Annotated in this window: 14 protein-coding genes; 10 read left to right on the top strand and 4 right to left on the bottom strand. The window is 63.7% G+C overall.

From position 1 onward, the window contains the following. Positions 1–6: 6 nt before the first annotated feature. Positions 7–1,353: a serine--tRNA ligase gene (serS, locus tag CVS48_RS00190; protein WP_100852816.1), complete on the top strand. Its 1,347-nt coding sequence runs from the start codon at positions 7–9 to the stop codon at positions 1,351–1,353. A 232-nt stretch (positions 1,354–1,585) separates the two neighbouring features. Then, positions 1,586–1,834 carry a hypothetical protein gene (locus CVS48_RS00185; protein WP_082134366.1) on the top strand — a complete coding sequence of 83 codons (249 nt, stop codon included), beginning with the start codon at positions 1,586–1,588 and terminating at the stop codon, positions 1,832–1,834. A 218-nt stretch (positions 1,835–2,052) separates the two neighbouring features. Here CVS48_RS00185 and CVS48_RS29535 read toward each other — a convergent pair whose 3' ends face one another. Beyond that, positions 2,053–2,400, bottom strand: a complete 348-nt coding sequence (locus tag CVS48_RS29535; RefSeq protein ID WP_100852815.1) for a virulence factor — start codon at positions 2,398–2,400, stop codon at positions 2,053–2,055. A gap of 277 nt (positions 2,401–2,677) precedes the next feature. Then, positions 2,678–3,175, bottom strand: coding sequence for an ASCH domain-containing protein (locus tag CVS48_RS00175; RefSeq protein WP_100852814.1), 498 nt, complete (start codon positions 3,173–3,175; stop codon positions 2,678–2,680). Between the two features lie 200 nt (positions 3,176–3,375). Here CVS48_RS00175 and CVS48_RS00170 point away from each other — a divergent pair, with 200 nt between their 5' ends. Together CVS48_RS00170 and CVS48_RS00165 are read left to right on the top strand one after the other, a co-directional pair. Then, positions 3,376–3,573: a hypothetical protein gene (locus CVS48_RS00170; protein ID WP_082134365.1), complete on the top strand. Its 198-nt coding sequence runs from the start codon at positions 3,376–3,378 to the stop codon at positions 3,571–3,573. A 64-nt stretch (positions 3,574–3,637) separates the two neighbouring features. After that, positions 3,638–4,837, top strand: a complete 1,200-nt coding sequence (locus CVS48_RS00165; protein WP_100852812.1) for an amidohydrolase family protein — start codon at positions 3,638–3,640, stop codon at positions 4,835–4,837. Here CVS48_RS00165 and CVS48_RS00160 read toward each other — a convergent pair. Then, positions 4,834–5,724 (bottom strand): LysR family transcriptional regulator, encoded by an 891-nt coding sequence (locus CVS48_RS00160; RefSeq protein ID WP_100852811.1) that lies wholly within the window; start codon positions 5,722–5,724, stop codon positions 4,834–4,836. The two genes, CVS48_RS00165 and CVS48_RS00160, sit on opposite strands and share 4 nt — an antisense overlap. Before the next feature lie 158 nt (positions 5,725–5,882). Between CVS48_RS00160 and CVS48_RS00155 the strand changes: the two genes are divergently transcribed. Continuing rightward, positions 5,883–7,010: a mandelate racemase/muconate lactonizing enzyme family protein gene (locus tag CVS48_RS00155; RefSeq protein ID WP_100852810.1), complete on the top strand. Its 1,128-nt coding sequence runs from the start codon at positions 5,883–5,885 to the stop codon at positions 7,008–7,010. Between the two features lie 72 nt (positions 7,011–7,082). Continuing rightward, positions 7,083–8,066, top strand: a complete 984-nt coding sequence (locus tag CVS48_RS00150) for a Bug family tripartite tricarboxylate transporter substrate binding protein (protein ID WP_100852809.1) — start codon at positions 7,083–7,085, stop codon at positions 8,064–8,066. Positions 8,067–8,157: 91 nt separating this feature from the next. Here CVS48_RS00150 and CVS48_RS00145 read toward each other — a convergent pair whose 3' ends face one another. Continuing rightward, positions 8,158–9,024: an IclR family transcriptional regulator gene (locus CVS48_RS00145; protein ID WP_100852808.1), complete on the bottom strand. Its 867-nt coding sequence runs from the start codon at positions 9,022–9,024 to the stop codon at positions 8,158–8,160. Positions 9,025–9,195: 171 nt separating this feature from the next. Here CVS48_RS00145 and CVS48_RS00140 point away from each other — a divergent pair, with 171 nt between their 5' ends. The 4 genes from CVS48_RS00140 to CVS48_RS00125 are packed head-to-tail and all read left to right on the top strand — an operon-like array spanning position 9,196 to position 13,764. Next, a complete protein-coding gene (locus CVS48_RS00140) occupies positions 9,196–10,851 on the top strand; it encodes an MFS transporter (protein ID WP_100852807.1) in 1,656 nt (551 codons plus the stop codon). Positions 10,852–10,867: 16 nt separating this feature from the next. Beyond that, positions 10,868–11,845, top strand: a complete 978-nt coding sequence (locus tag CVS48_RS00135; protein ID WP_100852806.1) for a carbon-nitrogen hydrolase family protein — start codon at positions 10,868–10,870, stop codon at positions 11,843–11,845. 3 nt (positions 11,846–11,848) lie between these two features. After that, positions 11,849–12,463: a flavin reductase family protein gene (locus CVS48_RS00130; RefSeq protein ID WP_100852805.1), complete on the top strand. Its 615-nt coding sequence runs from the start codon at positions 11,849–11,851 to the stop codon at positions 12,461–12,463. Between the two features lie 23 nt (positions 12,464–12,486). Next, positions 12,487–13,764, top strand: a complete 1,278-nt coding sequence (locus CVS48_RS00125) for a DUF2254 domain-containing protein (RefSeq protein ID WP_100852804.1) — start codon at positions 12,487–12,489, stop codon at positions 13,762–13,764. Positions 13,765–13,909: the final 145 nt, after the last annotated feature.

The following is a 13,909-nucleotide window of genomic DNA, read 5'->3' as shown; positions in this document are numbered from 1 at the left end:
ATCAACATGCTAGACCCGATACTGCTGCGCAAAGACCTGCAAACCGTCGTCGACCGCCTCAAGAGCCGTGGCGTGTCCTTCGACACGGAACGGTTCAACGACCTGGAGTCTCGCCGCAAGGCCGTCCAGACCGAAACCGAGTCCCTGCAAGCCCGCCGCAACGCACTGGCCAAGCAGATCGGTCAGTTGAAGGCCAAGGGCGAAGACGCCAGCGCCGTCATGGCGGAATCGCAGGCGGTGCCTGTTCGCCTGAAGCAGCTGGAAGAAGAGCTGGCCGCCTTGCAGGCGCCGCTTAACGACCTGCTGATGTCGGTGCCCAACTTGCCGCACGCCAGCGTGCCCTTGGGTGAATCCGCTGACGACAACGTCGAAGTCCGTCGCTGGTTGCCGGGTGAAGCGGGTGCTGACGGCAACCCGCCGGCGCTTGCGTTCGAGGCGCGCGACCACGTCGCCATCGGCGAACCGCTGGGCCTGGATTTCGACATGGCCGCCAAGCTGTCGGGCGCGCGCTTCTCGTTCATGCGCGGCCCCATCGCCCGCCTGCACCGCGCGCTGTCGCAATTCATGCTGGACCTGCAAACGGGCACGCACGGTTATACCGAGTGCTATACGCCTTACATCGTCAACGCATCCACCTTGTACGGCACGGGCCAGTTGCCCAAGTTCAAGGACGACATGTTCGCCGTGTCCAAGGGCGGTGGCGATGACGATCCCAAGGTTGATGCCGCGGGCAACCCTTACGTGCGTGAAGACCAATACCTGATCTCCACGTCGGAAATCACGCTGACCAGCGTGGCGCGCGACACCATCCAGGCCGCCGCCGACCTGCCGCTCAAGCTCACCGCGCATACGCCGTGCTTCCGTTCTGAAGCCGGCAGCGGCGGCCGCGACACCCGTGGCATGATCCGCCAGCATCAGTTCGACAAGGTCGAAATGGTGCAGATCACGCAGCCGGACCAGTCTTACGAAGCCCTTGAAGACATGGTCGGCCACGCCGAGCGCGTCCTGCAATTGCTGGGCCTGCCGTACCGCGTCATGCTGCTGTGCACCGGTGACATGGGCTTTGGCTCGGCCAAGACCTATGACCTGGAAGTGTGGTTGCCGGCGCAAAATACCTGGCGCGAAATTTCGTCGGTGTCCAATTGCGAAACCTTCCAGGCCCGCCGCATGCAGGCGCGTTTCCGCAATGCCCAGGGCAAACCGGAATTCGTGCACACATTGAATGGTTCGGGTTTGGCGGTGGGCCGCGCGTTGGTCGCCGTGCTGGAAAATCATCAGCAGCCGGATGGCAGCGTTTTGATTCCCGAGGCGTTGCAGCCGTATATGGGTGGTTTGACGGTGCTGAAACCCTGACGCGCTGTGCGCGTCCATCGGCCAAATGGCTGATAAGAAAACGGAGCCTCTGGGCTCCGTTTTTTTTTATCATGTCGACATATTGCTGTCGTTTTTGCTCATTATCCTACGCGGGTGAGTGCATGATTTTGATGTGAGCAATTGTGTATTTTTAATAAAAGGGCCGGATAGATGCGGCACAATACACCCGCGTTCTACACGCTTCATTCACTTATATAACAAGGAGTTGTCCATGACTTCAAGAATGATTGGAGATTTTCGTGTGAGATGCTCTGTCGCTCGTGAAGACGAACAGGGCTACCGCGTGCAGATATGGACCCGCCGAGTTGGCGGAACCGCGCCGGAAAAATGCTGGACAGTGCCGGGACAGGCACCGTTCTCAGACTTGCACGAAGCAGAACAGGAAAGCCGTCAATTGTTCCAAGAAATCAATGGTGTGCGTTTTAACGGTGAGCCGGAGTTTGCCCATGCGTCCGCATAATGGTTGGTGGCGGGCGTCCAGTGCGCCCCGCAGATGGATTGATCTTGTTCAGGAATCCCCGCGTTGGGTTGATGGCAAACCCGCGCAGGTATCCCAAAAATCCGCCGTGGTGGCGGAAAAGCCGGTACGGGTCCCCGCGGCCTGATCGTCATTCCCATGGGGCACCGGACAATGTCCCAACGGAAAAAAAAGGCCACTCGTCAGAGTGGCCTTTGCTTTTAACGGTGCCAGTCGCCGCGGCCCTTGCCGTGGCCATGGCCGTGACCTCGGTAATAACCGGGGCCCGGCCCGTAATAACGGGGGGGCGGACCGCCGCGCCAGTGAGGGCCGCCGCGGTAATAGACCGGAGCGGGGTACACCACCGGAGGCGCCACATATACGGGCGCCGGACGGTAATACACGGGCGGGGGCGGCGCTACATATACCGGGGCGGGCGCCACGTACACCGGGGCTGGATAAACCACGCCGGGCAAGCCGATTGAGATACCCACGTCCACCCGGGCGAGGGCTACGCTGGAAATCAGCAGACCCGCGGCACCGGCACCAGCAATTAGCCATTTTTTCATGTTGCACCTGCCTGCTGCGCGACACAGCAAAGTTGAGTATTCGACGCCCCTATTTTCGGGCTTTTCCGTCGCGGATTCGTAAGCGCGACTTCCTCAATAGCGACAATCCGCAACCGTCCCTCGGCTGGGCAACGCGCGCGTGCTGCGGCGCGGGATAGTACTTGCGCTCTGGTAAATGCAAACCTGAAATCGATTGAAATGAAGTGGAATCAGGTGAAGTCAGACCGGTGCGTTACAGGTGGTCACCATCATCGCGGGCTGCGCGGCCCGGATCGCATCAGATCGATTGGGCGCCGCGGAATTCCACCACCCAAACCCAAGGGTTGGCCGCCCAGGCGTGCGAGCCATAGCGTTCGCACCACGTTAATGCAAACGCTGTTTGAAGTGGAACGCCAGGCAAGAGGGCGGAGGATTGGTAGAGGGCTTCCGTGCCTTCGGCACGCGCATCGGCTTCGGACAGATTTTGCAGGCGCTGGATGCGTACACCGACGATAAGCGCAGTCGCGAATGCGTTACCCGCTTCGTCGGTCAGGGTGATGCTCTCGCCGGTTTTGCCGTAGGGGCATCTGACCCAACTGGATGTTCTTCGCAATTCTGAAGGGTTATCGCGAACGGGACCCATTGCCACCCAGCGGCCGGAATCGGCGGCGTCCGCATACCAAACCGTCGTGGGTTTGCTGGGCTGAGGCTTCAGAATGCGGCGACTCTGCACTTTCAAGCCCGCCAGGACGGCTTGCTTGAGCGGCTCGCTGAATTGAAGTGACTGCCGTTTCATGCGCTCGCTGTTCTCCTCTCGGCAGAAGTTCGCGTATTACGTCCGCGTACTGCGTTTCGCTTCCAAACCGATGTGTGTCAAATGCACCAGCTAATTCAGATCAGGAGCAGGCAGTATGACGTGTCGTGTTCCCGCTGTCAGGCAGGCTTTGTATTTGTGTTGTCTTTTTGTACAGGCGGTGTTGTTTGTATACTCAAGCAATGACTACTGACCTGCATAATCTCAAGCCCGGGTACTACTGGTACACCATGGCCAATGACCCGCTGGCCGTTATCCACATCCATGAAGACGGCGGTGCATCGCTGATGGGTTCGGACTACCGCATCGGCGCCGAGGGCGTCGCCGACATGGTCCGCCAAGGCGAACGCTTCTTCTGGATCGAACCGCCGCAAGTCTGAACCTTTGGGCTGATACGTGGCCGGCCTTTCGGGCCGGCCGCTTTCGTTCGTCCGGGAAAAATCCATGACCGACCTGCTGTTGAAAAACGTCCGCCTGGTGGCAAACGATGCCGCCGAGGCTGCCGACGTGTTGGTGCGCGGTGGGCGCATCCTGCAAATACAACCGGGCATCCCGGCGCCGGCCGACATGCTTGTTGAGGATGGCGGCGGCGCCTTGTTGTTGCCGGGGCTGGTTGAGGGCCATACCCACCTGGACAAGACCAACTGGGATTCACCTTGGTATGTGAATGCGGTTGGCCCCGCCCTGACCGACCGCATTGAAAACGAACGCACCTGGCGCGCCAATACGGGCCACGATGCGGCAAGCCATGCGCGCGCGCTGGCGCTGGCCTTCCTGCGTGAAGGCGCTACTCGCATCCGCAGCCATGTTGATGTGGACACCGACGCGGGCCTGCGTCACCTGGATGGCGTGCATGCCACGCGCGAGGCCTTGGCCGGCCGCGTGGAAATTCAAACCGTGGCCTTTCCGCAGTCGGGGTTGTTGGTGCGACCTGGCACGGCCGACCTGTTGGACCAGGCGCTGGCGCAAGGCGCTGATGTGTTGGGTGGGCTGGACCCGTCCGCCATCGATCGTGATCCCGCCCAATCCCTGGATGTGCTGTTCGGTCTTGCCGAGAAGCATGGCAAGCCGGTCGACATTCACCTCCACGAACCCGGCGAACTGGGCGCGTTCACGCTGGACCTGATCCTGGACCGCGTCCAGGCGCTGGGCATGCAAGGCAAGGTGGTCATCAGCCACGCTTTCTGCCTGGGCGGCGTTGACGCCAAGCGCCTGGACGGGCTGCTCAAACGCCTGGCGACGCTGGACGTGGCTGTATTGACCACGGCGCCGCCGTCGCGGCCGGTGCCCGGCGTGCGCGCGTGCCGCGAGGCGGGCGTGACGATCTTCGGCGGCAACGACGGCATCCGTGACACCTGGACGCCGTATGGCAGCCCCGACATGCTGGCGCGCGCCATGATGATCGGCCTGCGCAACGATCTGCGCCGCGACGACGAAGTGGAATGGGCGTTTGATTGCGTCACCAGCGCCGCCGCGCGCGCCTGTGGCTTTGCGGACTACGGCCTGACGCCGGGTGCGCGGGCTGATCTGGTGCTGGTCGACGCCAGTTGTGTGGCCGAGGCCGTGGTGACGCGCAAGCCGCGCCGCCTGGTCGTGACCCATGGCGTGGTCGTGGCCCGCAATGGCCAGGACGCCATCGCCTAAGCCTGACCGCCCGTCAAACCCAGCTGCGATTCCGTCAACGCGACGAATGCGCGCATCAATTCCGAACGCACACCGGCGCGCTGCCAGATCGCGCCCACCGTGCGCACCGGGCAGGGCGCCGGCAGCGGCCAGCGCGTTACCCGCGCGGCCGGTTCGCCGGTGACGGCCCAGTCGGGCAGCACCGCCACCCCCAGCCCCTCGGCCACCAGCTTTGCGATGGAATCGATGCCGTCCAGCTCGAAGCGCACGTGTGGCCGCAGGTTGTGCATGCGCAGGTAGTCGTCGGCCATCTTGCCGCCCACCACGCTGCGGTCATAGCGGATGTAGGGCTCGCGCGCGAGGACGGCCAGCGGGTCGCGCACCTTCATGTCGGCCGGCGTCACCAACACCAGCGGTTCGTGGCGCAGGTCGCGCCAGTCGCACGTCTTGGGTAATGCAAACAGCGGGTGCACCAGCAGCGCGCCATCCAGCTCGCCCGACAGCACCTTGCTGTAGAGCAGGGTGGTGGGCGCGGGCTCGATGTAGATCTCGATATGGGGATGGCGGGCCACCCAGGTGCGCAGCACCGGCGGCATGATGCCGGTCAGCGCCGTGGGCGTGGCGCCCAGGCGCAAGGGGCCGGCCGGAAGCTCCGTGTCGCTGGCCGCCGAGCGCAGGTCGCGCACGTCTCGCAGGATATGGCGGGCGCGCTCAAGAATGCGGATGCCGGCCGGCGTGGGCTTGACCGTGCGGCCGGACCGGGCGATCAGGGCGCTGCCTACGTCCCCCTCCAGCGCGCGCAGTCGCTGCTGCACGGTGGCAGGCGTCAAGCCTTGGTGGCGCGCGGCCTGAGCGATGGAGCCCAGCTCCACCACATGCACATAGGTTTGAAGAAAGCGGGAGTCCACGGCGCTTGCCTTTCGTGAAGATGGATTTTCCGTATTCTAAAGATGGGTGAAGATAATTGTTGTTTTCTTTGGTGGCGGGAAGAATACGTCCAGAGCGATCCGCCCGCGCACAAGGCGCCGGCGTCGCCCGTTGGAACCCCGCCATCAAGGAGCTTGCCGTGCCCATTATTGAATCCATCGACGTTTGCGCCGCCGCGGTGCCCCTGGATAAAGTCACATCGTTTTCGAACCGCAGCGTATCCACTCGCCACTACGGCCTGGTCAAGGTCCGTTCAAGCGACGGCGTGGAAGGCATCGGCTTTTGCTATGTGGGCAGCGCCGGCGGCGCTATCTTCGAAGCAGCCGTGCAAAGCCTGTTGGCGCCGGTGCTGCTGGGCCGCGATTCACACGCCGTTGAAGGCTTGTGGCAAGCCATGTACCAAGAGGCGCTGCTGCAAGGTCGGCAGGGCACGGTGATGCGCGCGCTGAGTGCGCTGGACATCGCACTGTGGGACCTGAACGCCAAGACGGCCGGCCTGCCGCTGCACAAGTTCCTGGGTGCGATGGAACTCGAAACCGTGCCTGCCTACGCCAGTGGCGGCTACTACCTGGACGGCAAGACGCCCCAGCACCTGGGCGAGGAAATGGCCAGCTACGTGGACAAGGGCTTTCGCGCCGTCAAGATGAAGACCGGCCGCCTGTCCCCGCGCGAGGAAGAGGCGCGCTTGAAAGCGGCGCGCGAAGCCGTGGGCCCCGACGTCGAGCTGATGATGGACTGCAATAACGCCTGGCAGGACGTGACCCAGGCCATGCAGTACATCCGCCGCTTCGAGCAGTACGAGCCGTATTTCATCGAAGAGCCCTTCGGGCCGGACGATATCGACAGCCACGCCAAGCTGGCGCGGCTGACGCATCTGCCGATCGCCACGGCCGAAATCGGCTATGGCCGCTGGTATCACAAGGAACTGCTCGACAAGGGCGCGGCCGGCATCCTGCAGACCGATGCGGCGGTGTGCGGCGGCATCACCGAGTGGAAGCGCATTGCGGCCACGGCCGCCAGCTATGGCGTGGTGGTCTGCCCGCATTGGTTCCACGACGTGCACGCGCCGCTGGTCGCGGCGACGCCGAACGCGCGCTACGTCGAATTCTTCTGGGACGACCAGGTGTTGAATTTCCGCAAGCTGATCGATCGGCAACTGACTCACAAGCTGGGCCGCGTGGTCTTGCATCAAGAGCCGGGGCTGGGCTTCGGCTTCGAAGAGCGCATGGTTGAAAAGTTTGGCAAGTGGGTCCGCATCAGTCGTTGAACGCCACCGCCACCAGGCGGCGCCTTTTCAAAACAAGCAGCCGGCCTTCGAGGCCGGCGCGAGGAGACAAGCATGCAACGCAGGCAATTCATGACCGGCGCCGCGGCGCTGGGGGCGGCGCTTGTGCTGCCCAACGCGGCGCGGGCGCAGCAGGACATGCCGTCGGGTCCGGTGAAGATCGTGGTGGGCTTTCCGGCGGGCGGCGGCACCGACGTGCTGGCGCGCTTGTTGGGGCAAAAGCTGGGCGTGATGTGGAACATTCCCGTCATCGTGGAAAACCGCGCCGGGGCGGCGGGCGTCATCGCGGCCGAACAGGTGGCGCGCCAGCCCAACGATGGCAACACGCTGCTGATGGCGCATGTGAACAGCCACGGCATTGCGCCGGGCTTGCAGCCCAAGCTGGCCTATTCGGTGGACCGAGATTTCTCGCCCATCGCCTTGGTGGGCAAGACGCCCACCATCCTGATCGGCGGCGCGTCGCAACCCGCCAAGACGCTGCCTGACTTGGTCAAGCTGTGCCGCGCGCAACCCGGAAAAATCGTGTTCGGGTCGGCGGGGGCGGGGTCGGCCCAGCATCTGGCACTGGAAATTTTCAAGGCACGCGCCGGCATCGACGTGCTGCATGTGCCGTACAAGGGGTCGGCGCCGCTGATGAACGATTTGTTGGGCGGCCATGTGCAGTACTGCTTTGAAGGCATGACGACGGCCACGCCATTGGTGCAGTCCGGCAAGGTGATCGCGTTGGCGCAGACCTTGCAGCAGCGCTCGATAAGCCACCCCACTGTGCCGACGGTGGCGGAACAAGGCTATCCGGGCTTCGAGGCCAGCATCTGGTTCGGCATGGTAGGCCCCGGCAAGATGCCCGACGCCATGGTCCAGCGCATGAACCGCGATATCGATCGGGTCCTGGCGATGGCGGACGTGCAGGAAAAGCTGGCGCAAGTGGGCGCGGAAGATGGCGGCGGCAGCGTGCAGCGCTTTGCCGACTTCATGGTCCAGGAACAGCGCAAGTACGCCAAGACCATCAAAGACGCGAAGATCATCGTGGAAAGCTGATGCGTGCGGCGCGCGCGGTCGTTGTCCGGCAGCCCAGCAGCGCCGAGCACGGGCGGCCCGAACCGCCATCGCCCGCCGGACGCGACGCGCTTTAGCCTGCGGCCGGGGCCGTGTTCGGCTCCGACCCTTCCCACCCCGCCATCGCCGAGATCGACCGCGCTTTTTCACGCAGCAGGCGCGCGGTGTCGGAATCCAGGTCGTCGTCGATGGCGCCCACCGGTCCCATCAAGGTGATGGCCGCCGTCATCTCGCCCAGCATGTCGAAGATGGGCGCGGACAGCGACGTGAAATGCGGTAGCAGCGCATGGCGGCAGCGGCTGATGTGGTGCTTTTGCACCTCGTCGCGGATGGCCTGCACGTCTTTCGCCGTATAGGAATTGCCGGGCGCGCCGCCCTGGCTTTCGGGTATGGATGACGCCATCTCGCGCTCCAGCAGGTCGCGGGTCAGGGCGTCCGGCAAGTGCGCCAGGAAGTTGCGGCCCAACGCCGACGACAGCAGCGGCATCACCGTGCCCACGCGCAATTCCAGCAAGGGCCGGCTGCGGCTGCCTTCCACCCGATACACAATGGTCGGCCCCTTGTTGCCCCACACCCCCAGGAACACGGTATGCCCGGTCACCGCCGCCACCTCGGCCATGATGGGCCGCGCTGTGGTGAACACATCGAACTGCTCCAAGGCCGCCAGCCCCAGCCGCAGCGCGTAGGGGCCCAGGCCGTAGTGGCCCGTGTCCGCGTGCTGCTGCACCACGCCCACCTTCTGAAAACTGACCAGGTAGTAGTGCACGTTGGGCACGGTCAGCTCACAGGCGTCGGCAATTTCCTTCAGCGGTAGCGGCCGGCCCGTCTTGCGGATCAGGTCCAGGATTCGGAAGCCCACTTCAATCGACTGAATCCCCCTGCGCGCTGCGGTCGGCGTCTTTTCCGTGTTCTTTTCTACCTTGCCGGCGGGCCTTGCCATTGCTGCCTCCAGTGTGTGTTTGGCGGCAGTGTAGCAGCGGCTTGCAGGCGCTTGCGGCACCCTGCCGGACCCGGTTTCGGGTTTCCCCCAGCTTTGTCCGGGCCGGTTTTAAGTTTGATAATAGTTAATGCATACAGCAGTATCAATCTAAAAACACAGGGGAAAGCAAGCATGGAAGCAAACGTGGCAGCAGTGGGGCGGATCGGCGACGCGCCGACGCTAAGCAGGAAAGAGGAACGCCAGGTAGTGGTGGCGTCCACCTTGGGCACCCTGTTCGAGTGGTACGACTTCTTCATCTACGGGACCCTGGCGGTGTTCATGAGCCAGGTGCTGTTTCCGCAGGACAACCCCACGGTGGCATTGCTGGCCGCCTTGGGCGCACTGGCGGTGGGTTTCATCATTCGCCCCTTGGGCGCCGTGATGTTCGGCTACCTGGGTGACAAGTGGGGCCGCAAGTACACCTTCCTGATCACGGTCGTGATGATGGGCGGGGCCACCGTGCTGATCGGCTGCCTGCCCACCTATGAGTCGGCCGGCCATTTGTCGTGGATCCTGCTGTTGACGCTGCGCGTCGTGCAGGGCCTGGCCGTGGGCGGCGAGTACGGCGGCGCGGTGATCTATGTGGCCGAGCATTGCGAGCCCAAGCGCCGTGGCTTGTTGACCGGATGGATCCAGATCACCTCGTCGGCCGGCCTGATCCTGTCGCTGGTTGTCATCCTGTGCACCCAGGCAGCGATGAGCGCCGAGGACTTCCGCCAATGGGGATGGCGCCTGCCGTTCATCCTGTCGATCGTGATGCTGGCGATTTCGATCTACGTGCGCGCCAAGCTGCATGAATCGCCCGTCTTCACGCGCATGAAGCAGCAGAACCGCCTGTCGAAGAATCCCATCAAGGAAACGTTCGGCCAATGGTCCAGCCTGCGCCTGGTGCTGCTGGCGCTGATCGGCGTCACCGCCGGCCAGGGCGCCACCTACTTCACGGGCCAGTTTTACGTGATGATCTTCCTGCAGCAAGCCGTGCAGTTGGATCAGACCAGCGTCTACACGCTGATCCTGATCGGCTTCATCATCGGCGCGCCCACGTTCGTGCTGTTCGGCTGGCTGTCCGACCGCATCGGCCGCAAATGGATCATGATGGCAGGCCTGTTCATTGCCGCCATCGGCTACCACTCGATGTTCGAGGTGCTGCTGAAAGCCGGCAACCCGGCGCTGGCCCAAGCCATGCAGAGCACGCCGGTCCGCGTGCATGCCGACACCAGCGGCGGCGCGTGCGACTTCGGCTTGCAGGCCGCGATGGTCGGCAGCCATGCCGACCACAAGAAGGTGTGCGTGCAGGCCAAGAAATTCCTGGTCGGCAAGGGCATCAACTTTGAATACGCCGCGCCGCTGCCGGACCAGACCATTGCCATGAGCGTGGGCGGCGTCACCGTCAACGGCTTCGATCGCGCGGGCTATGCCCAGGCCTTGAGCGCGGCCGGCTACCCGGACCGCGCCGACCCGGCCCGCGTCGACCGCGCCACCATCATCCTGATCCTGGTGCTGATGACCGCCGTGGTCGCGATGGTCTATGGACCAGTGGCGTCCTACCTGGTTGAACTGTTCCCGGCCCGCATCCGCTACACCGCGCTATCCTTCCCGTACCACATCGGCGCGGGCATCTTCGGCGGCATCGTGCCCTTTACCGCCACCTACCTGGCGCAGGCCAGCGGCAATATCTTTGGCGGTTTGATGTATCCGGTCGTCGTGATGGTGGTGGTGGGCATCATCGGCAGCTTGTTCCTGCCGAACACCCGCGCCAAGGCCATCGACGAAGACCCCATCCACTAAAAAAGCGAGGAGAAACATGTCCGTGCAAGCGAGTTTCAAGGCCGCCGTCATCCAGGCGGCGTCCATCCCGACCGACAGCGTCGCCTGCGCCAACAAGGCCGCGTCGCTGATCCGGCAGGCCGCCGAGCAGGGCGCCCGGGTGCTGGTGTTTCCGGAAGCCTTCCTGGGTGGCTATCCCAAGGGCAATTCCTTTGGCGCGCCCATCGGCGTGCGCAAGCCCGAAGGCCGCGACGCCTTCGCCAGCTATCACCGGCAGGCCGTGCGGCTGGATGGCGAAGAGGTCGGCATCGTGGCGCAGGCCGCCGCCGATACCGACAGCTTCGTCGTCATGGGCTGCATCGAAGCCGACGGCGGCACGCTGTATTGCACCGTGCTGTATTTCAATGGCCGGGAAGGCCTGGTCGGCAAGCACCGCAAGCTGATGCCGACGGCGGGCGAACGGCTGATCTGGGGCTTCGGCGACGGCTCGACCATGCCCGTCTTCGATACGCCCTACGGCAAGATAGGCGCCGTCATCTGCTGGGAAAACTACATGCCCATGTTGCGCATGTACATGTACAGCCAGGGCGTGGCCTTGTATTGCGCGCCCACGGCGGATGACCGCGATAGCTGGATTCCCAGCATGCGCCACATTGCGCTGGAAGGCCGCTGCTATGTGCTGACCGCCTGCCAGCACCTGCGCCGCGATGCGTATCCGGAAGACTTCGAATGCTCGCTGGGCAACGCACCCGACACGGTGTTGATGCGGGGCGGCAGCGCCATCATCGACCCCTTGGGCGAAGTGCTGGCCGGCCCGGATTTTTCCGACGAGACCATTCTGTACGCCGACATCAACCCCAACCAGATCCTGCGCGGCAAGTACGACTTTGACGTGTCCGGCCACTATGCGCGGCCCGACGTGTTCCAGCTTCAGGTCGACACCCGCGAAAAGCGGGCCGTTTCCGCAGTGTCCGCCGTGTCTACCGCCAACGCGGGCGGCGCGCAGGAGTCTTGAAACATGCATTTTGATTTCAGCGCCTTGCCTTCGCAGACGGTCTACAAGCTGCTGACCTCGACCGTCACCCCCCGCCCGATTGCGTGGGTCACCACGATATCGGGCGACGGCTGCGTCAACGCGGCGCCGTTCAGCTTTTTCAACGTCATGGGGCACCAGCCGCCCACCGTCGCCATCGGCCTGATGCGCCGCGCAAACGGTGAACTGAAAGACACCAGCGCCAACATCATCGAAAACGGCGAGTTCGTGGTGAACCTTGTGCCCGAAGCCCTGATGCAGCAAATGAACCAAACCTGCGCGGACTATCCGCCAGGGGTGGATGAGCTGAGCAAGGCGGGCCTGACCGCGCTGCCCGCCGCGCATGTGCGCCCGCCCTTGATCCAAGGCAGCCCCGTGTCGCTCGAATGCGTCAGCCAGGCCACCATCGTGACCGGCCCGCGCCAGGTCGTCGTGATAGGCAGGGTGCTCGGCGCGCACGTGGCCGATGCCTATGTGCAGGACGCGGAACGCGGCTATGTGAACACGGCCGAGATGGGCTTGGTGGCGCGCATGCATGGCAGCGGGTGGTACGCTCGCAGCACGGATTTGTTCCAGTTGGCGCGGCCTACTGGACCCTAGCCGCATCACAGAAAGGAGAAAAGATGGTTGCTCGTTGGCGCTGGGCGCTTAAGCAATTGACCAGGCGCCTGTGGTTCAGGGCCAGTCTTTTCTCGCTGCTGGGCGTGGCGACCGCCTTGCTTGCCGTCATATTCAAGGGCGCCATTCCTGAGACCCTGCCCGCCCGCATTGGCGCCGATGCGGTGGACAAGATCCTGGGCATCATTGCGTCCAGCATGCTGGCGGTGACCACCTTTTCGCTCAGCACCATGGTGGCGGCCTACGGCGCGGCAAGCAGCGGGGTAACGCCGCGCGCAACCACCCTTGTGATGCAGGACACCACCACGCAGAACGCCTTGGCGACCTTCATCGGCTCGTTTCTGTTCAGCTTGGTGGGCATCATCGCGCTGAGCACGGGCGCCTATGGCGCGCAAGGGCGGGTCTTGCTGTTCGCGGTGACGATCGCGGTGGTGATCCTGATCGTCTACACGCTGTTGCGCTGGATCGATCACCTGTCAAAGCTCGGCCGGGTCGGCGAAACCATCGACCGCGTTGAAACCGCGACCATCGACGCTATCCGGCACCGCGTTCAGTGGCCTTGTCTGGGCGGCACCCCTTATCCGGCATCCGGCGTGCCCCCCGCGTCGGCGCTGGCCGTGGCAAGTGACCAGACGGGCTACGTCCAGCACATCGACGTGCAGGCCTTGGGCGAGGTCGCGCGGGAACATCAGGCCTTGATTTATCTGGATGTTCTGCCGGGCGCCTTTGCCCATGTCGGCATGGTGCTGGCGTGGATTGTGCCCGAATCTAGCAGCGCGTCCGCCACGCTCCACGCGCCCAACGAGGAAATTCTTGGCGCCATCACCCTAGGCACGCATCGCACGTTCGAGAACGACCCCCGCTTTGGCTTGTCGGTGCTTTCCGAAATTGCGTCCCGCGCCTTGTCGCCTGCCGTCAATGACCCCGGAACGGCCATTGACGTCATCGGCAGGGGCGTAAGAAGCCTGACCTGCTGGGGGCAGCCCCCTTCGTCGCAATTGGAGGCCGAACCCGACTGCCAGCGGGTCTATGTGCAAGGTCTGGATGTGGACGATTTGTTCGACGACTTTTTCGGCCCTATCGCCCGAGACGGCGCGGGCTTGCTGGAAGTGGACATGCGCATGACCAAGGCGCTGTTGAGCCTGGCGGAGATCAACCCGACGCTATTCAAGCCGGCCGCTTCCCGGCATGCCGCGCGCTTGCTCGGATACGCAGAGAATGCTCTGGGCCTGGATGAAGACAAGCGCCGGCTTCGCGAGCTGGCTCAGCCCCTGCTGCATTAAGAGAGGGGCGACAGCGCGCGCAGTCTATTTTGCGGCGATGTGGCGTGCACAATCCTGCGGTCCGGACCCGATTTTGCAAAGGGACGAGCTTGTGCCAATTCGTTCTTCAGTTCCTTGATTGCGGTGAAAATCGCCGCTGCTAGCA

It is taken from the genome of Achromobacter spanius, from assembly GCF_002812705.1.
Lineage (GTDB): Bacteria > Pseudomonadota > Gammaproteobacteria > Burkholderiales > Burkholderiaceae_B > Achromobacter > Achromobacter spanius.
The sequence above is the reverse complement of the archived record's forward strand: the minus strand, read 5'-3'. Positions and strand labels throughout refer to the sequence as shown.

What these genes read in the sequence shown, in the direction of transcription:
- serS (WP_100852816.1), top strand. Translation starts at nt 7, where the DNA reads ATGCTAGACCCGATACTGCTGCGCAAAGACCTGCAAACCGTCGTCGAC.
- CVS48_RS00185 (WP_082134366.1), top strand. Translation starts at nt 1,586, where the DNA reads ATGACTTCAAGAATGATTGGAGATTTTCGTGTGAGATGCTCTGTCGCT.
- CVS48_RS29535 (WP_100852815.1), bottom strand. Translation starts at nt 2,400, where the DNA reads ATGAAAAAATGGCTAATTGCTGGTGCCGGTGCCGCGGGTCTGCTGATT.
- CVS48_RS00175 (WP_100852814.1), bottom strand. Translation starts at nt 3,175, where the DNA reads ATGAAACGGCAGTCACTTCAATTCAGCGAGCCGCTCAAGCAAGCCGTC.
- CVS48_RS00170 (WP_082134365.1), top strand. Translation starts at nt 3,376, where the DNA reads ATGACTACTGACCTGCATAATCTCAAGCCCGGGTACTACTGGTACACC.
- CVS48_RS00165 (WP_100852812.1), top strand. Translation starts at nt 3,638, where the DNA reads ATGACCGACCTGCTGTTGAAAAACGTCCGCCTGGTGGCAAACGATGCC.
- CVS48_RS00150 (WP_100852809.1), top strand. Translation starts at nt 7,083, where the DNA reads ATGCAACGCAGGCAATTCATGACCGGCGCCGCGGCGCTGGGGGCGGCG.
- CVS48_RS00145 (WP_100852808.1), bottom strand. Translation starts at nt 9,024, where the DNA reads ATGGCAAGGCCCGCCGGCAAGGTAGAAAAGAACACGGAAAAGACGCCG.
- CVS48_RS00140 (WP_100852807.1), top strand. Translation starts at nt 9,196, where the DNA reads ATGGAAGCAAACGTGGCAGCAGTGGGGCGGATCGGCGACGCGCCGACG.
- CVS48_RS00135 (WP_100852806.1), top strand. Translation starts at nt 10,868, where the DNA reads ATGTCCGTGCAAGCGAGTTTCAAGGCCGCCGTCATCCAGGCGGCGTCC.
- CVS48_RS00130 (WP_100852805.1), top strand. Translation starts at nt 11,849, where the DNA reads ATGCATTTTGATTTCAGCGCCTTGCCTTCGCAGACGGTCTACAAGCTG.
- CVS48_RS00125 (WP_100852804.1), top strand. Translation starts at nt 12,487, where the DNA reads ATGGTTGCTCGTTGGCGCTGGGCGCTTAAGCAATTGACCAGGCGCCTG.